Origin of the sequence: Streptomyces sp. NPDC059166 (assembly GCF_042755185.1) — a bacterium.
In the GTDB taxonomy this organism is placed as follows: Bacteria; Actinomycetota; Actinomycetes; order Streptomycetales; family Streptomycetaceae; genus Streptomyces.
Genome location: NZ_JBHZCI010000061.1, coordinates 1 through 18082, shown reverse-complemented (window position 1 = coordinate 18082; position 18082 = coordinate 1). Strand labels below are relative to the sequence as shown.

The 18082-nt window shown below is 70.0% G+C and carries 24 protein-coding genes and 2 pseudogenes; 16 read left to right on the top strand and 10 right to left on the bottom strand.

Going from position 1 to position 18082, the window contains the following annotated elements; all coding sequences use genetic code 11:
• Positions 1–127: 127 nt before the first annotated feature.
• Positions 128–238 (top strand): annotated as a pseudogene (locus ACFXOA_RS30480) (DNA methyltransferase); the annotation flags it as partial.
• A gap of 121 nt (positions 239–359) precedes the next feature.
• Complete coding sequence (locus ACFXOA_RS30475; RefSeq protein ID WP_385035126.1) at positions 360–770, top strand: DNA cytosine methyltransferase; 411 nt, start codon at positions 360–362, stop codon at positions 768–770.
• Here ACFXOA_RS30475 and ACFXOA_RS30470 read toward each other — a convergent pair.
• Genes ACFXOA_RS30470 through ACFXOA_RS30450 form a run of 5 tightly spaced genes read right to left on the bottom strand, consistent with a single transcriptional unit; the run spans position 698 to position 4924 of the window.
• Positions 698–1318, bottom strand: coding sequence for a DUF6000 family protein (locus ACFXOA_RS30470; protein ID WP_385035105.1), 621 nt, complete (start codon positions 1316–1318; stop codon positions 698–700). The genes ACFXOA_RS30475 and ACFXOA_RS30470 overlap by 73 nt on opposite strands.
• Before the next feature lie 57 nt (positions 1319–1375).
• A complete protein-coding gene (locus tag ACFXOA_RS30465) occupies positions 1376–2359 on the bottom strand; it encodes a tyrosine-type recombinase/integrase (RefSeq protein ID WP_385035124.1) in 984 nt (327 codons plus the stop codon).
• A 14-nt stretch (positions 2360–2373) separates the two neighbouring features.
• Complete coding sequence (locus tag ACFXOA_RS30460; protein ID WP_385035103.1) at positions 2374–3117, bottom strand: hypothetical protein; 744 nt, start codon at positions 3115–3117, stop codon at positions 2374–2376.
• A gap of 29 nt (positions 3118–3146) precedes the next feature.
• Positions 3147–3461, bottom strand: a complete 315-nt coding sequence (locus ACFXOA_RS30455) for a hypothetical protein (RefSeq protein WP_385035101.1) — start codon at positions 3459–3461, stop codon at positions 3147–3149.
• On the bottom strand, positions 3458–4924 hold the full coding sequence (locus tag ACFXOA_RS30450; protein WP_385035099.1) for a tyrosine-type recombinase/integrase: 1467 nt from the start codon (positions 4922–4924) through the stop codon (positions 3458–3460). The genes ACFXOA_RS30455 and ACFXOA_RS30450 overlap by 4 nt, the downstream gene beginning before the upstream one ends.
• A gap of 462 nt (positions 4925–5386) precedes the next feature.
• Here ACFXOA_RS30450 and ACFXOA_RS30445 point away from each other — a divergent pair, with 462 nt between their 5' ends.
• The 9 genes from ACFXOA_RS30445 (at position 5387) to ACFXOA_RS30405 (ending at position 12334) form a co-directional block, all read left to right on the top strand.
• Positions 5387–5986 (top strand): DUF4913 domain-containing protein, encoded by a 600-nt coding sequence (locus ACFXOA_RS30445; RefSeq protein ID WP_385035097.1) that lies wholly within the window; start codon positions 5387–5389, stop codon positions 5984–5986.
• On the top strand, positions 5983–6447 hold the full coding sequence (locus ACFXOA_RS30440) for a hypothetical protein (RefSeq protein ID WP_385035095.1): 465 nt from the start codon (positions 5983–5985) through the stop codon (positions 6445–6447). The genes ACFXOA_RS30445 and ACFXOA_RS30440 overlap by 4 nt, the downstream gene beginning before the upstream one ends.
• Positions 6444–6920, top strand: coding sequence for a hypothetical protein (locus ACFXOA_RS30435; RefSeq protein ID WP_385035093.1), 477 nt, complete (start codon positions 6444–6446; stop codon positions 6918–6920). The genes ACFXOA_RS30440 and ACFXOA_RS30435 overlap by 4 nt, the downstream gene beginning before the upstream one ends.
• Positions 6917–7582, top strand: a complete 666-nt coding sequence (locus ACFXOA_RS30430) for a hypothetical protein (RefSeq protein WP_385035091.1) — start codon at positions 6917–6919, stop codon at positions 7580–7582. Before ACFXOA_RS30435 ends, ACFXOA_RS30430 begins: the two co-directional genes overlap by 4 nt.
• Positions 7579–8406, top strand: a complete 828-nt coding sequence (locus tag ACFXOA_RS30425) for a large ATP-binding protein (protein WP_385035089.1) — start codon at positions 7579–7581, stop codon at positions 8404–8406. Before ACFXOA_RS30430 ends, ACFXOA_RS30425 begins: the two co-directional genes overlap by 4 nt.
• A gap of 24 nt (positions 8407–8430) precedes the next feature.
• Entirely contained in the window at positions 8431–9279 is an 849-nt protein-coding gene (locus ACFXOA_RS30420; protein ID WP_385035087.1) for a winged helix-turn-helix transcriptional regulator, read from the top strand.
• Positions 9280–9394: 115 nt separating this feature from the next.
• Complete coding sequence (locus ACFXOA_RS30415; protein ID WP_385035085.1) at positions 9395–10345, top strand: DUF317 domain-containing protein; 951 nt, start codon at positions 9395–9397, stop codon at positions 10343–10345.
• A 204-nt stretch (positions 10346–10549) separates the two neighbouring features.
• Positions 10550–11815: an IS701 family transposase gene (locus ACFXOA_RS30410; RefSeq protein ID WP_385035083.1), complete on the top strand. Its 1266-nt coding sequence runs from the start codon at positions 10550–10552 to the stop codon at positions 11813–11815.
• Between the two features lie 156 nt (positions 11816–11971).
• Complete coding sequence (locus ACFXOA_RS30405) at positions 11972–12334, top strand: hypothetical protein (RefSeq protein ID WP_385035081.1); 363 nt, start codon at positions 11972–11974, stop codon at positions 12332–12334.
• 4 nt (positions 12335–12338) lie between these two features.
• Here ACFXOA_RS30405 and ACFXOA_RS30400 read toward each other — a convergent pair whose 3' ends face one another.
• On the bottom strand, positions 12339–12602 hold the full coding sequence (locus ACFXOA_RS30400) for a hypothetical protein (RefSeq protein ID WP_385035079.1): 264 nt from the start codon (positions 12600–12602) through the stop codon (positions 12339–12341).
• Between the two features lie 217 nt (positions 12603–12819).
• On the opposite strand from ACFXOA_RS30400, the gene ACFXOA_RS30395 reads away from it, so the two are divergent.
• From ACFXOA_RS30395 to ACFXOA_RS30385, 3 genes are all read left to right on the top strand, one after another.
• Entirely contained in the window at positions 12820–13167 is a 348-nt protein-coding gene (locus tag ACFXOA_RS30395; RefSeq protein WP_385035077.1) for a DUF317 domain-containing protein, read from the top strand.
• 88 nt (positions 13168–13255) lie between these two features.
• Entirely contained in the window at positions 13256–13468 is a 213-nt protein-coding gene (locus tag ACFXOA_RS30390) for a hypothetical protein (RefSeq protein ID WP_385035075.1), read from the top strand.
• Between the two features lie 77 nt (positions 13469–13545).
• The gene (locus tag ACFXOA_RS30385; protein ID WP_385035073.1) at positions 13546–13884 is read left to right on the top strand and encodes an esterase; all 339 of its coding nucleotides are present in this window, start codon (positions 13546–13548) and stop codon (positions 13882–13884) included.
• 119 nt (positions 13885–14003) lie between these two features.
• Here ACFXOA_RS30385 and ACFXOA_RS30380 read toward each other — a convergent pair.
• A pseudogene (locus tag ACFXOA_RS30380) lies at positions 14004–14165 on the bottom strand (hypothetical protein); the annotation flags it as partial.
• Positions 14166–14276: 111 nt separating this feature from the next.
• Here ACFXOA_RS30380 and ACFXOA_RS30375 point away from each other — a divergent pair.
• Positions 14277–14540, top strand: a complete 264-nt coding sequence (locus ACFXOA_RS30375) for a hypothetical protein (protein ID WP_385035071.1) — start codon at positions 14277–14279, stop codon at positions 14538–14540.
• A 101-nt stretch (positions 14541–14641) separates the two neighbouring features.
• Entirely contained in the window at positions 14642–15151 is a 510-nt protein-coding gene (locus ACFXOA_RS30370; RefSeq protein ID WP_385035069.1) for a hypothetical protein, read from the top strand.
• A 50-nt stretch (positions 15152–15201) separates the two neighbouring features.
• On the opposite strand, the gene ACFXOA_RS30365 is transcribed toward ACFXOA_RS30370, so the two are convergent.
• The 3 genes from ACFXOA_RS30365 to ACFXOA_RS30355 all read right to left on the bottom strand — a co-directional run bounded on the left by ACFXOA_RS30365 (position 15202) and on the right by ACFXOA_RS30355 (position 18036).
• On the bottom strand, positions 15202–15606 hold the full coding sequence (locus ACFXOA_RS30365; protein WP_385035067.1) for a hypothetical protein: 405 nt from the start codon (positions 15604–15606) through the stop codon (positions 15202–15204).
• Between the two features lie 109 nt (positions 15607–15715).
• Positions 15716–17488, bottom strand: a complete 1773-nt coding sequence (locus ACFXOA_RS30360) for a relaxase/mobilization nuclease domain-containing protein (RefSeq protein WP_385035065.1) — start codon at positions 17486–17488, stop codon at positions 15716–15718.
• Positions 17488–18036, bottom strand: coding sequence for a plasmid mobilization protein (locus ACFXOA_RS30355; protein ID WP_385035123.1), 549 nt, complete (start codon positions 18034–18036; stop codon positions 17488–17490). Before ACFXOA_RS30355 ends, ACFXOA_RS30360 begins: the two co-directional genes overlap by 1 nt.
• Positions 18037–18082 lie beyond the last annotated feature (46 nt).

The window sequence follows — 18082 nt, the reverse complement described above, 5'->3', positions numbered from 1 at the left end:
TGCCCCTTAACTCGCCTTGATCTACCCCATCTCCGCAGCCGCGCCGGACCTACGCGTCACGGCCCCGAGCCTCGCCACCCCGTTGATCGGGTCTCTCTGCTCGGGGTACGGCGGCCTCGACCTGGGCGTGCAGTCCGCGCTCGGCGGCACGCTGGCCTGGCACGCCGAAGTCGACCCGAACGCCTCACGCATCCTGGCCCGCCACTGGCCCGGCATCCCGAACTTGGGCGATATCAGCGCCGTCGACTGGTCCACCGTCCCCCGGGTGTGCGTCCTGACGGCCGGCTTCCCCTGTCAAAGACGTCTCGGTCGCCGGCCGCCGGGCCGGACTCAACGCCCACACCCGCTCCGGGCTCTGGCTGCACGTCGCCCGTGCGGTCGCAGCCCTTCGACCCTGCCTGGTTGTGCTCGAGAATGTGCGCGGCCTCCTCACCTCCCCCGCCGGTTCCCCTGGCGACGTGGAACCCTGCCCGTGGTGTCTGGGAGACACCGCAGGTCAGCCTGCTCTGCGGGCACTCGGTGCCGTACTCGGATCCCTGGCCGACCTCGGGTACGACGCGAAGTGGCTCGTGCTTCGTGCCTCCGACGTCGGGGCCCCGCACCGCCGCGAGCGGACCTTCCTCGCTTATCTGGACAGTTTTGGGTTCTGTGGCGGTGGCCTCCTTCGATCGGGTGTCACCCTGCCGAGTGGGGGTCGTCATCTCCTTGCCGTGCAGTGTCTGGCGCTGTCATCAGCGACAACACAGAGCTGGCCGATGAACTCGCGGTAGCTGTCGGGGGCGTCGCGGTCCTTGCTGGGCGGTCCATCGATCCACTGCTGCCAGAGGCCGTCCGGGGTGAGGAACCGGGCCGCCTGGCCGGCACCGAGCCGGGTGTCGAGCAACAGGAGCGCTCCGAGGGCGGCTGTCTGGTCGTAGTAGAGGTCGGGGCGGCGCAGGTAGCGGTCGAGGTAAGCGACCAAGAGGTCGGCGTCGGCAGGGGTGCCGAAGGTGGCGAGGGCGACGCAGTAGGCCTGCCCCGCGTAGGGTCCTTCGCTGGCGAGCAGGAGTTCGCCGAGTCGTTCGCGGAACTCGGTCCTGCCGGTAACGGCAATGAGCCAGGCTGCCGTCTTGCGCTCGCGCCATCCTCCGTCGAGCAGGACGCCCAGTTCGCGGGGGCTGATCTCACTGGCGGCCTTGCCCAGCTTCCGCGTGAACTTGGCGCGTTCGCGCCCGCTCATGCCGAGAAGGCTGCCACCGAGTTTGAGGTACCGCCGGTCGGGTGTGACGTAGCGGCGGATCAGCTTGAGCAGCTCGGATTCTTCGTCAGCATGGTGCATGGCGGCATCCTGTCGCGGACGAGGCTGTTCGACCAGCGATCTGGCTGGGCCGGCGACTCAGCCGGCCGGCTCGTCGTGGGATGCGCCGAGGTCGTCGAGGAGGCTCGTGATGCGGTCGGCGACCCGCTGGTGGCGTTCGATCTCGCGATCCCAGCCTCGGTCCTGGGCATCGGCGATCAGTTGCCGTTCGACGCAGAGGCGTTCGCGCAGCCGGGGTGCGTACTGAGGTGTGGTGATGAACTTCGCGCAGCTCAGGTAGAGGTCGCACTCGCAGGGACCTTCCTGGGGCAGGCGCAGGCAGCGGCCGAGTTCGAGCTCGGTCTTGTAGAAGTTGGTCTTGAGCCAGTCCAGCGCGTCCTGGTCCAGCTGCCCGGAGCGCAGAGTGTCGGCGAGCGGCCCGGCGATGACCGCGCCGGGCTTGAGCACGGCCTGGTAGTCGGCCAGGACCGTGGGGTCGGAGATGTGCGTGTAGGTCATCGACATGCCGGGGCTCTTGTGGCCAAGGACCTTCATGATGGTCTGCATCCGGGCGCCTTTCTCCGCGAGTTGGGTGCCCAGGGTGTGCCGGAAACGGTGCGGGTGGATCGCTGGTTTGCCGACGCCGTTGAGGATGCCGAGCTCCTGGCAGATGGAGCGGAGCGGGTTGGCGAAGAGGTAGTCGGGACCCGCGAGGCGGCCGTTGCGAAGGAACAGGTAGCGCACCGGGCGTCCGAGATCGGGGTCGTGGATGCCGCGGTCGTGCTGGGTCTGCCGCAGTGCGACCAGCGCGCGGATGGCATCGGCTGCTTCCTCGTGGAGCGGGACGGTGCGTTCCTTGAGGGCCTTGCCGGCCGCGAGCCGCAGCCGTGGGGTGCCGTCCGGGTAGGCGTCGAGGCAGTCGAGGTGGAGTTTGCGGATCTCGGTGCGGCGTGCGCCACTCCACCGGGCGACCAGCAGCGCGCACCGCTGCAACGGGCAGTCCAGTTGCCGGACGCGGTCCATGACCGGCGCGAGCTGGTCTTCGGGGATGAAGCGGGGGACGCGCTCGACGACGCGGGGCATGTCGGAGTGTGTGATCAGAGGGCGGGCCGGGACGTCGTCCCATTCGGCGACGGCGGCATGGCGGAAGAACACGGCGACGGTCGAGATGATGCCGGCCCGGTAGGCCCGGCTGAGCGGCTCGTCGGGATGCTTGATCTTGCGCAGCCGGTGGACCGACTCCATGAACGCGACCAGGTCGGCGCGGTCCAGCTGGTCGAGGCTGTCGATGTGCGGGCGCTCGGTGTCCAGCCACAGGCCGAAGCGGCGCAGCCCGCTCGGGTGCTGGACATGCTCTCCGGCCGCAGCACCAAAGCACGTTCGACGAGGAAGCGTTCGAAGACGGCGTCGATCCGCGGTTTGGAGCACAGCCGCGGCGGCGGGGTCGTCTCCTCCCGCAGGGGCGGCCGGTCCGTGATGCCGGTGTGGAACAGCGCAAGGCCGGTGCGGAAGGCGTTGGTCGCCCAGGCCAGCTTGAGGGTGGGGCAGTGGTCTGCGCCGACGACCTGGAGCAGGCCGGGGATGCGTTCGCAGTGGCGGATGGCGTGCCGCATCTCCTCGACGTCGTCACCGGTGAGCGTGTTCAGGTCCGCATCGCCGCGGTGCAGGGCCAGCCGGATCAGGCCCAAGGGAACCCGGAATCCCTCATCGTCGCGGACGTGGCCGAGCGCCAGCAGGCTCTCGCGCAGCCGCTCGCTGTGTTCCCGCAGCGGCAGCCCGAGCTGATCGGCGACGTGGAACGGCTTGAGCACGCCGATCCCCAGCAGCCAGCCCCAGTCCATCCGCAGCCGGCCGGTGAGAGCGAGGTAGGTCAGGTAGTGGCGGGCGTTGAAGTTGATCCATCCCGCGGTCGCGTCGAAGCCGGGCTCGGGGCCAGGCGCCGGTTCTGGCCCTCGCCGTTGCGCCAGCCCAGCCGGACCCGCAGAGGCTGCATGAACCAGGTGTGCAGGTCCGGGTAGGTCTGGCGGAAGCGCAGGTGGAACTGGGCGTGCTTGCGCCGCCACTGGTCGCTCATCGGCAACGAGGCAACGAAGGCCGCGTACTCCGCCTCCGGGCAGTGCCGGGGAGCCCAGCGTGCGGGGGTGTCCGGTGATGATGCCGCCCGCAGAGGTGCGTTCGCGTTCACGTGTCCCGTTCTCCGATCGCCCGGCGGTAGTCCTTGACGACCTCGGGATCGCTTACCCGGGTGTAGACCTTCATCGAGTCGGGCGTCGCGTGGCCGAGCCGGGTCATCAGCGTCAGCTCCCGCATACCGCCCTCGAACATCCTGGTGGCGTGGGTGTGCCGAAGGCTGTGCGGGGTCAGCCACGCGTCCCGCACCCCGGCCCGCTGGGCGGCCCGGGCGAACATCCGCACCAGCGCGTCGTAGCCCAGCGGCTCGCCCCGACGCTTGCCCCGGCCTCCGACCAGAAACACCCACGGTGTGTCCACGTCGGCCGGACGCTCGCGCATCACGTAGGCGTTCAGCGCCGCCAGCGCCCGCCCCTCCCACAGATCGACCACACGGTCGCGGCGCGACTTCTGCCGCACTCCGCGCGGATGATCGTCCCGTTTGCGGACCGTCACCCGGCGCTGACCGTAGGAGATGTCCTCCAGTTGCAGTCCAAGCACTTCCCCTGGGCGCAGCCCGCCCTCCCACATCACCTCCAGCAGCGCCAGGTCGCGGCGAGTACGCAGCTCATCGAGCAGGGCCCGGTAGACGTCGTCGGGCATCGGCCGCGGCACCGGCTCCACTGTCTTGACCCGCAACACCCGGCGCACCGGCTGCTGCCGGCGAGCGTTCATGAGCGGCGGCCTGTAGCGGTCCGGCACTCGGGCCGCGGCCTGGTCGACGTTCTTGACGATCGGGTTGTCCCGGCCGGCGTACTGCTCGCTGACGATGAGGAACTCGTAGAACGACGACACCGCGGCGAGCACCCGATTGCACGTCTTCGGCGACAGCAACCGCCCCTCGCCGGTCGCGACACCGAGTTCCAGGCGCCGCGCGCGCCGCGACGACGACACCAGCCGCAGCCACTCCAGGAACTCCACCGCCCGCGCCGGTGTGAACTCACCAGCTGTGATCCCGTGTTCCTCGCAGAACAGGTACAGCTTCAGCAGGTCGTACGCGTACGCACGGACGGTGTTCGTGGAGTGCGCACGCACCGTCAACAACCGCAAGAACTCGCCGACTTCAGCCACTGGCTCACCAGCCGCGTCCACCAGCCGCACCTGCGGCTGACCGGCCACAGCATCGGGCACCTTCACCACTCGCACGGTCGGAACCCTACGCACACCGCACAGCGTGCACAGTCGCTGAATCAGGCGAATCGTCCAGATAACTTCGTCGCATGGCCCGCCGGGCACCCTGCTGAAGATGCCGACCAGCAACATCGGGAAGAACGGCGGCAGCCAGCATCCATCGAAGCGGAAGAGCGGGGGCCACGGTCCGAACCTGGCCGACGAGGTCGAGTGGCTGCTGCTGCCGACCCCGAAGGCGTCGGACGGAATCAAGGGCTCGCCGAACCAGCGGCACGGCAATGGCGACATGACCCTGCCCAGCGCGGCTGCGTCGTTGTTGCCGACACCGAGGGCGAGCGACACGGGCACCCCGGGCCTCCGCCCCGGGAAGGGATGGCGGCCTCCCTTGTCGGCGGTGGTCCTGCCCCTCTGGGCGGAGGAGACGCCGGAGGCGGGGACGCGGACCGGCGATGGGGAGCGTACGGATCCGCCATCACCCGATGGGAGAGCCTCACCCGCCCGGCCCCGGCCCCCACGGACGCGGCCGGTCGGCTCCGCGCGGACTTCGTGGAGTGGATGCAGGGCCTCGACGCGGGCTGGGTCACCGCGACTCCGGGGCTCGGCCGTCCAGCGCAGCTCACCGCGCTCGGCAACGGCGTCGTCCCACAACAGGCTTCGCACGCCTTGCAGTTGCTGGCGCCACGCTTCCCCCGCTGTCCCCACTGCGCCGACCGATAGCGCTCCACTACCGCGATTTTCCGGCCGCACCAAACCGCTGATTCTCCGGATCCTCTCGGGCATGTCGCCGTCTCACAGATGGAGCACACCCCCATGGCCGACACCAGCCCGACCTCCCCCGGCCCCGAGCCGTACCGCGTCCCCGACGCAGACCTCGACGATCTCGCCAGCACCCTCGCCAAGACCATGGCCGAGGTCAGGCAGCACGGCGTCATCCTCGACCGCCTCGGCTCCGAGCCCGACCCCGGCGCCATCCAGCCGCCGGACGGTGCTCCGGAAGCCGAGGCGGCTGACGGGAAGAAGCCCGACGGCCCCGCCTCGGTGTTCATCCTCGCCCTGGGTGGCAAGGAGTATGCCGTCGAACTCGCTGCTCTCAGCGACTGGGTGAACTACCTCTTCCTGCCGGTGTACGGCCGGGAGATCAGCACGAGCCGTCCCTGGTGCGCGCACTGGCACGAACACCCCGAGGCCGTCGCCCGGCTCCACGCACTCTGGCTCGCCTGGCAGCAGTTCACCGACACGGAGGCCGGCCTGTCCGGCCCCTCGACCTGGCACCGCGACCACCTGGACCAAACCCTGGCGCACCTACGTGCGCCCGACGGACCGTTCGCGGCCTGCACGACCAGCGCAACTCGCCCCAATCACCGGGTGCTGGCCACCCCGGCGCCCGAGCAGGCGGAGATGGCGGCGTGAACGACATTCTCGACTTCGACCTCGACGGCCTCTCGCCGGTCGACGATCTCACCGTCCAGGTGGACCCGCAGACCCAGAGGCCGGGCGCGCGCTGCGAGGTTCTCGACACCTACACCTCCGGCGACGACACCAGCGAGTCGTGGACGCTCGTCCGCGACTCCCGCGCCGCCCAGGCGCCGGTTCGTCTCTTCCACGAGGAGTGGGACCACGACGCCGGCAAGTACACGATGCGTGAGGGCGCCTTCGCCGACGTCGGCGTCGCCCGGGCCTGGCTGGACGAGCGCAGCGAACCACTGCCCGAGTCTCCGGAGTACAGCGACCACATCGGTGCTGTCGTCAGGTCCCGCGTTACCCTCTCCCGGTCAGCCGGTACCTCTCCGACACCGCAGACCGGTCTCGACGCGCCCCGCGCGACAGCGGCGGTACCTATTCAGCGCCCGGCCCAGGGCAGGCTGCTGTGAGCCGCGCCCGCTTCGCCTTCGCCGCGCACCCTGACGCCATCGCCGACCTGCGGGAACTCCCGGCCGAGATGCACGATTTGGCCTTGCTGGAGCTGCAGAACCTGGTCCACGGAAGCGACGACTGCTTGCCGTTGAAGGGCCGCCTTGTCGGCTTCCACAAGGTGTACGTCGACCCGGAAGTCTCTTACCGGCTGGTCATCCAGTTCCGCCAAGCGCCACCGACCTCGACCCACAAGCGCGAGATCTACCTTGTGGCGGCTGGCAGCCGGAAGGAATACGCGGTCTACCGCACGGCCCACCTGCGGACCGGCCCCCGACAAGAGGTCGGCCCCGACTCCGCCACGGAGGCCCGCGTGCAGGCCGCCCGGTCCCGCTCGACGCTCACCACCGAACGGCCGACAACGGGCCCCGCGACTGCCCCGCCACCAGCGCCGCCCTCAGCCGCTGCTCCTCGAAATGCCGCCCAGCGATGACCAACAACCCTACTGCGCTGACCCGTTCAGAGCTGGCGGATCTCCTCACCGAGGCCGCTCAGAACGTCACCGCCATCCCTGCCGCCAAATACCCGCCGCCCGCCGCCCGCTCCTACCTGCATCCCGTCTTGGGTCCGCTGGCCGCCGGGCCCCGCGTGATCACCGAGCTGAACAACCAGTTCGAGGACTTCGTGACCGCCGAGCCACGCCTCACCACGCCGGCGGGCCTGTTCGCTCTGGCCTCCTACGCCTCCGCGTTGGGGTGGCTCACCGAGTCGTTCGCCGAGCTGACCGCCTCGGTCGACGAGATCTGCACCCGCGTGGGCATCCCCGCAGAGCCCAGCGCCCCGATCGCCGCTACTTCCGGTGGTACCGGGCGCGACGACGAGTTCGACTTCGGCTTCAGCGCGCTTGAGCTGGAGTCGGTCCGCAACGCAGCCGAGGCCGCCGGCCTCGCGCCGGACGACTACGTCGAGGTCCTCTCCCAGTCGCTGCTCGCCGCCGCCCGGATCACCGACGCCTGCATGGAGATCTCCAGCGGTCTGCTCGACGACGCCATTCTCCTCCGCGAAGCAAGCGACCGCCCTCGGCTCGGCAACGACCCCGGGAGCCTGCCCGCTCTGGTCCGCTCCCTGCTCGCCCGGATGGAGGCTACGGAGTGAACCCGTACGACGCAGACACCCACCCTGGGCCCTACCTCGTCGTCGAAGTGCTCGGTGTCGGGGATATCAGCGTGCCCGCCCTCGCGCATGCTCCGGAGGAGCCGCTGCACCAGGCCGCTACACGCGTCATCGAAGCCGCAGCAGCGTTGGACGAGCGACACGAGAGCGTGCTCGACGCGGTCCAGCGCGCTCAGCAGCTACTCGAAGGCATCGGCCGCGGTGAAGTCGGCCGCGCCCAGGTGTCGTACGCACTGCTGCGGACCGCCCTCCCCGAACTCGGAGACGTTCTGGCCCAGCAGGACCGGGCATACAGCCAGCTCGTCGAGTCCCTGTCCGCCTACCGCCGGCTTCGTTCCTCGCCCGAGCCTGCTCAACACACGAGCAACAAGAGCCACGGGCAGGGCCAGAAGACGAGGCCCCACCGGGACGACGACTGGGCCGTCGCAGGGGAGCGCGGGCTGGTAGCCCTCGAAGCGGTTGCGGCCGGAGGCGTTCGCTTTCGCCGCAACGCGATCGGCGAGGACCCGTACATCTCGCGGGAGAAGGCCCAGTGGCAGGACCCGGCGGTCTTCCCGCAGACCGTGCAGCGGCTGGTCGCCGACGGGCTACTGCATCAGGACATCACCGAGAGCGTGTATCGGCCCGGCCAGCTCCTCTCGCTCACTTCGCAGGGTGAAGCCGCCCTGCGTGATGGTCGCGCGACGACCTCCCGGGTGTCCGCCGCCCTCGGCCGCACCACCACGCAGACCACGTCAGGCACGCTCGCCGACCCGGCCGCCGCGCCCGTCGCCAGGACCTCCCTCGCGACCCCCCGCTCACGCTGACCTCATCCCGACAAGGACCCCACCATGGCTACCCCCGGCCTGCCTCCCACCTTCTCCATCGCCTCCATCGACGCCCAACGCGTCGAGGAGGCTCTCGCCCGGATCGGGCCCAAGTGGACCACCTGGACCGCGATGACCCTGGCCCAGGTGAACGGCCCCATGCGCGTCCGCGACGTTGCTGCGCAGCTCCCCTTCGTCAGCGAGCAGTTCGTCGGCAAACGACTGGCCACGATGCACGCCGACGGACTGGTGAACCGCGAGGACGACCGGCGGGGCGCGCCGTACCGACTCAGCGCGCTCGGCACGTCTCTGGCCCCCGTCCTCCGTACGGTCTCGGACTGGTCCCGCACCCACCTGACACAGGAACCGATGGCCGAAGCCGAGCGTGTCGAGGACGCGCTGCGCCGCTTGCATCTTCGGCACTCAACTGCCGTGATTCAGGCCCTCGACTCGGGCGGCCAGATGCGGTTCGTTCACATCGCCGAGGCGGCCGGTCTGGACTACGGCCTCGCACGGCAGCGACTTGTCCGGCTTCAGGCCGATGGCCTGGTCACGCGGACGGGCTCCCGGCACGGAGACCCGTACGTACTCACCGATGCCGGCCACGCGTTGGGGGCCGTCTACGCGAGTGTCGAGCACTGGAGCCAGCCCCTCTCGCTGCGAGGTGGAACAGCGGCACCGCTTCCGGCAGCGGCAGCCACGCGCACCCACGTCGGCATTCCGCTGGGGGCGGGAGCCAACAGCGCCCGGACCGCGGCGGCCCTACGACGGAGCGCCGCCGCGTCGAACGTCATGTTCAGCCACGCGCCGCAGCCGCAACCGCGGGTGCCGGCGGCCGTGACCGCTCAGTCGGCACCGGGCCGGGGCCGGTGACGGGGGTGAGAACGAGAGGCCACTCGCCGCCACTACGGAATCCGCGTGCGCTCCGGCGGCTCCCGCCGCTGCATACGCGGATCCGTTCTCCTCCTTCGCTTCCGGAGACTCGACCATGTACGACCCTGATGACCCGACCCGGTACCAAGAGGTACTGGTCAGCCCCATGTATCTGGCTGGTTCCAACGGGACCGGCGAGGCTGGCTTCGCGCCCGTCGCCCACTGGCCCCATCAGTACCTCGATGAGGGCCCCTGCCAGCTCCTCGTGACCTCTCCCGACCAACGGATTCGGATCGGCTGGTTCGGCGACGACTTCGAACTGTGGAAGATCAGCGCAGCCGAGGACGCCTTCTCGGCGCCTCGCTGGACGGCGACGTTCAACCACGTCACCCCGGCCGAGATGGTCGCCGGCCTCACCGCCGCACTGGTCCAGGACTACGACGAAGCCATCGCCTCCGACACCCCCGGCCGCTTCCTGACAGGGCCAACCGTCCCCTGGAGGGACACCGTCCGGCCGCTGACCGATGCCGGCTGGAACCTTGACGGAGCTGCTGAACTCGGCACCGTCGAGATCATCGCTCCTAACGACCAAGCGGGCATCCTCATCGATCGGCGCGGCTACGGCTCCGACCGCACGACCGTCGAGCTGTGGGCTGGCCCGCCGGGCTGGGGCACTCGTGCCGAAGCGACGTTCACGGCCCGCACCCCGTCGCATCTGATCGCCGCAACCGCCGCTGTGATGGCGAAGTCGACCCCGGTGGTCCGCGAGCGCCACCAAGTCGACCGGCGGATGCAGCACTTGGTCACCATGACCCCTGTCGCTTCGGCCACGCCGATCGCCGAGGCTCAGGTCCGGCGCGCTCCGACTCCACTGGCCGTACGCCGCACCGCGGTCACCCAAGCCGTACACCGCGCCGCGCGGGCACCACGCACAGCAGCCGACCTCCGGGTGATGGCCGCGCAGAACCGCTCCACGGGGGCGGCGCAGAAACAGACGGGACACCCCGCACCCGCGACCTCTGCCCGGCTGCCGACCAGCTCGCCGACGCCCCGGCGCGGACGCTGACTCCCACCCCAAGCCGCACTCCAATCGCCACCGTCCCCGCCCAACAGGAGTTCCACCATGCCCACCACCATGCTCGACCAGGCCACGGCCATGATCGAGAACGCCTGGGGCCAGCCCATCGAAGCACTTGAGGTCCTAGTAGGGCTTGGTCAGGTCGGTTGTGGTTGTGCGTGTCCTGGGGGCCTGGTGTGTCGTTGAGGGGGTGTGACTCCGGACGAGATTGCTGTGGTGCGTGGTGAGTTGGAGGCGTTCGCGGCGGAGGTGTTCGAGCCGTTTGCGCGCAAGGATCAGCGCCGGTGGGGGCAGGTCTATCTGAGAGGGCTGCTGGCTGACGGGCAGCGTAAGTCGGTCGAGCCGATGGCCGCCCGGCTCGGGGAGGACGGCAATCGTCAGGCACTGGCCAACTTCATCACCACCAGCCCCTGGGACCCGGCACACGTCCGGGCCCAGCTCGCCTGGCGGATGGAAGAGGCGATCGGGCCGGACGCCCTGGTCTTCGACGACACCGGCTTCCTCAAGGACGGGACGGCCTCGGCCTGTGTGTCGCGGCAGTACACCGGCACCGCGGGAAAAGTCACCAACTGCCAGGTCGGTGTTTCGCTCCACCTCGCGTCCGATCATGCCTCGGCGGCGGTCAACTGGCGGCTGTTCCTGCCCCAGAGCTGGGATCCCGCCTCGCCGAAGGCCGATGCGGACAAGATCGCCCGCCGCACCGCCTGCGGCATCCCGGATGATGTCGGGCATGTGGAGAAGTGGCAGCTGGCACTGGACATGCTCGATGAGACCCGTTCCTGGGGGCTCGAGGTGCCGCTGGCCGTCGCGGACGCCGGATACGGCGACGCCGCCGCCTTCCGGCACGGACTGCAGGAGCGCGGCCTGAACTATGTGGTCGGGATCTCCGCCACGCTGTCGGCCCAGCCCGCCGAAGCGGCGCCGGCGGCCGAGCCCTACTCGGGGACCGGACGTCCACCGGTGGCGAAGTATCCCGACAAGCCTCGCTCGGTGAAGGAGATGGTCATCGCGGCGGGCCGGAAGGCGGCCCGGCCGGTGCAGTGGCGGGAGGGCTCCCGCCCCGGCACAGGCCGCTCGGGCCGCAAACGGATGTACTCCCGCTTCGTGGCCCTGCGCATCCGGCCGGCTGGACGCGAGGTCCGCCAGAGCGTCGACGGACCGGAACTGCCCATGTGCTGGCTGCTGGCCGAATGGCCTGCCGGTGAGAGTGAGCCGGTGCAGTACTGGCTGTCCGACCTGCCCCCCGGCATGCCCTTGACCACACTCGTCCGCCTCGCCAAACTCCGCTGGCGCATCGAGCACGACTACCGGGAGATGAAACAGGCCCTGGGCCTTGCTCACTTCGAGGGCCGGACCTGGAACGGCTGGCACCACCACGTCACCCTCGTCTCCGTCGCGCACGCCTTCTGCACCCTGCAACGACTGGCCCGCGCCCCAAAAGACGCGGCACCGGCCTGAGCCTCTACCAGGTCGTCCGAGAGCTACAGACACTCCTCGCCCTCTGGACCGGCGCCTGCCCCACCTGCCACCGCGACATACCCACACCCATACGAACCTGACCAAGCCCTACTAGGGGTCCGCCGCCCCAGCGAGGACCCGCTCCTACGCTGCGCCATGCACACCCGAACGGCCCTGGCCATCACGGACAGCACGGTAACCGTCCACCAGGACCGTCTTCACGCCCTGACCCGGCCCGGGTACGTACCGGACTTCTACGAACTCGACCGGATCACCGAAACGGCGGTCAAGCTCCGCGTCGCCCACGCGGAGAGCCGTGCGTACCTCCAGGCGATCCGGCGCGTGGTGGAGGCTCGGGAGGCCGCCGCACCCGAGGTCGAGGCAACGGCGGTTCGGCTGGCTCAGGCCGCTGTCGCCCGCTCCGGGCAGACGCGGCACGCCCCGGGGGCCGTGCCCGAACCGTCCTCTCCGGCGGCGGTCGTAGGGCCGTCAGCGCACACCACGGGCCCCCGACGTTGAACGCCTAGGTCCGATTCTCGTCGCGGTGGCCCTCTTCGGCCCGGGGGCCCACCGCGCGGGCCAGTTCTTCCACTGTCAGCTCCACGCGCCGGCCTTCGGCGACCCGGCGCTCCACCGTCGCCTCGTCCGGCCACCGGTCGGGCTGTGCACCGACTCCCCACTGACCGTCGGCGACCATCGCGATGTCGCCCACGGTCCAGGGCCGTCCGGCGGCGCGGATCTTGCGTTCCAGTCCGGCGCCGTCCCAGTGTCTGCCCGCTTCGGCCATCCCCTGCTCCCCTTCACCGACGTGCGGTCCCTCACCGCAACCCAGGTACGACAACCGCGGTCGCCGATCCATTCCCGTCCCGCCGACCGCTCGCTGGTGGTCTCCAGTTCGCCCACGGCAGACGGCATCCCCGGGGAAACGACTACGCACTTCGGCATGCCGCATGCCAACGTACTGGTAGCGGGAAACCGCAGGTCAACGAAGGGACCGTCCAACCGTGAACGCCTCTGCCACCCTCCTGCCCGCCGTCGTCCGCCCCGCCGTGGAAGACCGCCAATGGCTCTCCTCCGACCACTGCGCCGCTCCGGTGCTCGACCTCCTGGACGCTCTCGGCTGGACGATCGCCGAGACCCCGGAGGCCAACGTCCACGCGACCAGCCCGGACGGCGGCGTCTACGTCGGCTGGCTCCCCGAAGACCCCTCCGCCTGGGCGCGCGAGATCGTCTGGCGCGTCCAGGTGCTGCCCGCCGACGGCGAGGTATGGGTCCAGGAGTTCGGCGTCCACACCCCTTCCGAGGCTGTCGCCGGATTTCTCGCCGCCCTCGTCACCCACTCCTCGCGCTGACCGCCAGACCACGGGGCAGGCCGACGACGGCCCGCCCCGTGCACCGCGCTGGTTCCGGCCCTGTCCCCCACTGCTCTCGGAGTTTCTCTTGCCTCAGTATCTGACCGTCGGCCACCTGCTCCGCCAGCTCCAGGAACTCGACCCCAACCTGCCTGTCCGTCTCGCCATCAACCCCGACTTCCCCTTCGCCCACTTCGTCGGAGCCGAGGTCGTCGTCCGCGACGGCACGGCGTACATCGCGGATGACGGTCAGGAGGACTACCTCCCGATGGGGGCGCGCGATGCCCTCACCTGGGCTTGATCGTCCCTACCGCCACGGAGGCTTCCATCTCGTCGCTCTCGCGCCCCGCACCTCGTCTCGCGCTGCACGATGTCGCCATGCGCCCCATGCCGGGCGGCGTGCACAGCGCGCTTCTCCAGCGCATCTCCACCCGCCCCGACGGCCCCCTCGACATTACCTGGCTCGCCGCCAAGTCCCCCCAACTTCCCCTCGGGCGCATCCGGCTGCGCTGGGAGCCCGCCTCGCGCAGCGGCTGGGACGTCACGGCGTACCTGGGGCTGACCACGGCCGAGGTACTCCTCGGTTCCTGGCCCGCCGCCACGGACGACTGGCCGCGCCTGGTCCGTCCGACCCTGTACGAGGTGACCGGCCTGTGCGCCGCCCTCTCATTCGCGACCGACGCCCTCGAACTCTCCAACCGGCTCTCCGGAGTCTGACCGAGGACCGCCGAAGGCCGCCCCACGCCGCTCAGGCAGGGGCGGCCTCGTCGTGCGTCCACCCGTTCGTTCCGTACGCTCGACCCGACGAAGGAGGACACCATGGCCGACGACCAGAGGCTACGGTCCGCGTACATGATCACGGTCATCCCCGCGAGGCACGCCAGGGCACCGATCACGTCCCAGCGGTCGGGCTGGTAGCCATCGGCGGCCATGCCCCCAGGCAATCGCCCCCGCCACGACCCAGCGCCGATCCAGACCCAGCCTTGGTGCTCGCGGAGCAACGGTCAAGAACTGTGAATGGGACCTTTCGACGGGGTGATCTCAGCAGCCGCGAGGTGGTATTGGCGGATAGCAGCGCGGCGGTAGCCCCAGCGTGACAACATCAATGCATGGGCATCTTCAACTCCATCGCGCGTGGACTCGGTAGCCTCCGACCACTGTCCGACGCGGAACTTGCAGACGAACGCGAGGCGCTGCGAGAGCGTTACGTATCCGCTGGGGATGTCAACGAAGCGGACAAACTGCACGACGAGCTGCACCGCTACGACGCAGAGATGATTCGCCGCGCAAACGAGGCTTACGACCGCGAGAACCCGAACCCACCAGAGCCCAGGCATCGCGAGCACGGGTGGTACCTGCCGAACGATGACTAAGCGACGACCAAGCGGGCGTCTACGGGTGACGAGTAGGTCCTTTCGCATGCAGTTCCGGCGAACCGACATACTGCAGAGGTTCGTTGGGCGAGAATCTCTGCATGCTGGCACCGATCCCCCCTCCTCCACCGTCGCAGCGGAGCGTCATCATCAAGAAGCCCCGCAGTCTGGCCCGACGGCTCATGCAGGAGGCTGGCAGTGGGCCTCTGCCCGTTCTCGCCCTGCGCATCCAGGACCGCGCCCGCGCAACCGCCAATGACTTCCTTCGCGAGCACGGGTACCGTGAGCATCGGCTCTACGTCCTGGAGATCGCAGGACACACACCCCGCATCAAGATCGGGTACAGCAGCGCTCCACGAGAACGCCTCAACCGGCACATCGGGGATGCTAATCGCTGGCATCACACGCTGATCCAGGCCCATTTCTCCGACGCTCTGCCCGACAAGACCACGGCCAAGAGCGCCGAGCAGCAGGCGCACGCGTTCATGAGTAAGTTCTATGACTGCGTGCCGCGCTCTCCGGAGATGTTCGTTGGCAGTGACTTCCGCGCCGGGAAGACCTGCGTGGAGACTGCCGTGGCCTGTGCGCTATTTGGACGGTCGGAGCAATAGTCAAAATCCCCATCACCGGTGACTCCCTCGGCGTTCCGCCTGGTGCTCGCCTACTCCAGGTAGATGCCGGCGAATACGCCGTCGAACCCGAGCGCAGCCAAGCCCGCCTCGACGCTCGGGTAGGTCGTTCCGTACGGGCCGCCGACCAGGGCGTCGAAATCAGCGCGGCTGATCTCGGACTCGAGCCACTGGTTGCCGCACCGGCAGCGGACCCAGACGTTGCGCCCGTGGTTGATGAGCAGCCAGTCGCGTCGGGCACGGCAGGCGGAGCACATCACGGGCATGCCGCCGAGAGCGAGTTCGCGTGAGTGGCCGACGCAGCGAATTGCCCCGGGGCCGTCGGCCGACCGCGTCTCGGCCTGGAGCTGCAGCAGGGGGTCGGTACCAGTGGGCAGAACGGGCAGGACGGGTGCCGGCTCCGTGGTGCGGGTGGTGGTTCTGAGCACGAGCGTCATCTCCCGGTTGTCGGTCCTGTCTTCATCCGTAACAGCCGGTGGAACCGGCTGTCCATACATTTCGCGGCGTCCGCTCGGACGGTGGTGGTCTACGTCCGGTTCGACGTGGTCAGCGACGTGGCGAGCGGCGATTGGGGTCTTGAGCAGTCCCGAGCGGTACGGCCGCCGTCGCGTTTCGTTCACTGGTGCGGCTGCTCGGCGCGATGGCCTGGCGGGTGGCGGCCTGCGGACGACGGGCACCGTCACCCGGGTGTGCCGGGAGCTGGGCGATGCGCCGCAGGCGCCAGACCAGGACGTCGTTCACGTCCTCGGCGGTGTCGAGTTCGCGTATGTCGATGGCTTGGCGTAGGAGGGCTTCGGAGTCGTGGCCCGCCCGCTCGGCCTGGGCGAGGGTGGCGAGCAAGGCGTCGGTCCTCGCTTCCATGCCCCCTGACCGTACGACCTCCTCCGGTAGGACGGCGCGAAGGGTGGCTTCGTACGTGCGGCGCTGCGCTTCTGGAAGGGCCCGACCTTGGTCGTGCAGCATGCGCATCGGGGTGGCGGCGGCCTGCCGGTAGGCGGTGCGCAAGTGTTTGGCGGCTTGTCGGGAGGCGTGGGCCTGCTGGGCGTGTCCGCGGGCGGAGTGCCAGTGGGCGGCGGCGAGAGTGACGAGGACGAGGGTGGAGAGGAGCATGGCGGTGGTGCCGCCGTCCTCGCCTCGGCCGAGCGCGCCGCCGACCTGGATGATGCCCCGGGCGGCTGAGCGGAGGGCCCGGATGTCGGCGCGTTCGGCGCGGACGTGGCTGCGGGTCGCCCGTTCGAACGCGCGAGCTGCGGCGGCCAACTCGGCGCGGGTGGTGGCCGGTGAGGTCTGGGCCACCGCGTCGAGGAGTTCTCCGACGCCGACGAGCTGGGCGGCGGCCTCGCCGTCCTCGTCGCATGCCAGGAGCGTAGCCGAGCGCTCGGCTATGACGGTGGCGTTGCGTCGTTGACGGGCGGGCGGTGACCAGTTCGTCCGGTCAGCGGCGACCGCGGGCGCGCTCGGCTCGGCGGCCCCGTCGGTGAGGCGTAGGCGGATCTTCGGAAGGGAGAGGTCGGGGGCCATTTTGGAGCCGGGGTACCAGATCGGCTCGCCGTGGCGGTTGCGGTCGCCGGGCAGGGCAACGTTGTAGCCGAGCGCGTCGCCGGATGGTGCGTGCCGTAGTTTCACCCGTACTCCCGCCTCTTGGAGCCGAGTGAAGAACTCCTCCTCCGAATCCGCTCCCGCCACGGCTCGACGGACGGCCTCTCGGAGCGTCTCGCGGGAGGTCTCCGGGCGGCCGGTGCGCTCGGCCTTGAACTTCTCGGCGCTGGTGGGGTTCTTCGCTGCGGTTCCGTCGCCTGCGTTGAGGCGGCGCAGGCCCATCTCCTTCTCGATGCGGCGGCATTCGGCTTGGGCCTTGTTGAAGTCGTAGTTCAGGCGCGGGTTGCGCAGGTCGCCGCGTACGAGGGTGGCGACGATGTGGATGTGGTCCTCCGCGTGGCGGACGGCGATCCACCGACAGCCGTCGGGGTCTCCGGCCGGGGCGATGCCGGTGGCGTGGACGATGCGCTGGGCGACGGCGTTCCACTCCTCGTCGTCCAGCCGCCGGTCCCCGGGGGCGGTGCGGACCGAGCAGTGCCAGACGTGCTTGACGGGCGCGCGGTCGCCGGCCTGCTTGACCCGCAGGTCCAAGGCGGCGGTGAGCCGGGCGAAGGTGATCTTCGGGTCGGGGTCGAGGCTGGTGTCGCGGCCGGGGTCGGGGGCGAAGCCGTCCCAGGAGCCGACGAGATGAGCGTCGGTGTGCTCCTCGCGTCGTCCGGGGCCGTACAGGTAGACGAGGAGGCCGTGGGTGCGGGAGCCGCGTCCGATGTCGGGAACCATCACAGCCGCCTGGTCACCAGGTCGTTCGCCGCGTCATCGACGCGGGCGAGAAGTCCGGTCAACGCGCCTAGCGCGTGTTCGAGTTCGCCGGCGCGCGGGTGGCCGCCGCTGTTGAGGACGTAGGCGATCTGGTTGATGTTGTTGCCGATGCGGGCCAGCGCGGTGCGTAGGGCGGCGAGTTCGTCGATGGCGGTGTCGAGCTGGTCGTTGCTGTGCACGGCGGCGTGTCCGCGGGCGGCGCTCAGGCCGGCGGTGGCGAGGAAGCGTGCGACGGTGACGCCTCGCTGCGCGGCAGCGGCGGCGATCTCGGCTTTCTCGTCGTCGGAGAGGCGGGTGGTCGTCTTGCGGGTGCGCTCGCTCGGGTTTCGGGTGCGGCGGCGCGGTTTGCGGTCGGGGTAGGCGGGCGTGCTCGGGCTCGGCTGCTCGCGGTGGTCGTCGCGGTCGGCTTCTCCCCCGGTGACCGGCGCCCCCTGGTGCCGGTTGCCCGGCTGGTCCCCGTGCGCCCTCGCTCGGGGACCAGCCGGGCTTCCCCCTCCCTCCTGGGCCAGGGTCGTTTAAACATATCCCAGACCCCCCGACACACACCCCACACGG

Coding starts and splice junctions, on each gene's coding strand:
- ACFXOA_RS30470 (WP_385035105.1), bottom strand. CDS start 1,318: ATGCACCATGCTGACGAAGAATCCGAGCTGCTCAAGCTGATCCGCCGC.
- ACFXOA_RS30465 (WP_385035124.1), bottom strand. CDS start 2,359: ATGCCCCGCGTCGTCGAGCGCGTCCCCCGCTTCATCCCCGAAGACCAG.
- ACFXOA_RS30460 (WP_385035103.1), bottom strand. CDS start 3,117: ATGGACTGGGGCTGGCTGCTGGGGATCGGCGTGCTCAAGCCGTTCCAC.
- ACFXOA_RS30445 (WP_385035097.1), top strand. CDS start 5,387: ATGGCCGACACCAGCCCGACCTCCCCCGGCCCCGAGCCGTACCGCGTC.
- ACFXOA_RS30430 (WP_385035091.1), top strand. CDS start 6,917: ATGACCAACAACCCTACTGCGCTGACCCGTTCAGAGCTGGCGGATCTC.
- ACFXOA_RS30420 (WP_385035087.1), top strand. CDS start 8,431: ATGGCTACCCCCGGCCTGCCTCCCACCTTCTCCATCGCCTCCATCGAC.
- ACFXOA_RS30415 (WP_385035085.1), top strand. CDS start 9,395: ATGTACGACCCTGATGACCCGACCCGGTACCAAGAGGTACTGGTCAGC.
- ACFXOA_RS30405 (WP_385035081.1), top strand. CDS start 11,972: ATGCACACCCGAACGGCCCTGGCCATCACGGACAGCACGGTAACCGTC.
- ACFXOA_RS30400 (WP_385035079.1), bottom strand. CDS start 12,602: ATGGCCGAAGCGGGCAGACACTGGGACGGCGCCGGACTGGAACGCAAG.
- ACFXOA_RS30385 (WP_385035073.1), top strand. CDS start 13,546: ATGCGCCCCATGCCGGGCGGCGTGCACAGCGCGCTTCTCCAGCGCATC.
- ACFXOA_RS30375 (WP_385035071.1), top strand. CDS start 14,277: ATGGGCATCTTCAACTCCATCGCGCGTGGACTCGGTAGCCTCCGACCA.
- ACFXOA_RS30370 (WP_385035069.1), top strand. CDS start 14,642: ATGCTGGCACCGATCCCCCCTCCTCCACCGTCGCAGCGGAGCGTCATC.
- ACFXOA_RS30365 (WP_385035067.1), bottom strand. CDS start 15,606: ATGACGCTCGTGCTCAGAACCACCACCCGCACCACGGAGCCGGCACCC.
- ACFXOA_RS30360 (WP_385035065.1), bottom strand. CDS start 17,488: ATGGTTCCCGACATCGGACGCGGCTCCCGCACCCACGGCCTCCTCGTC.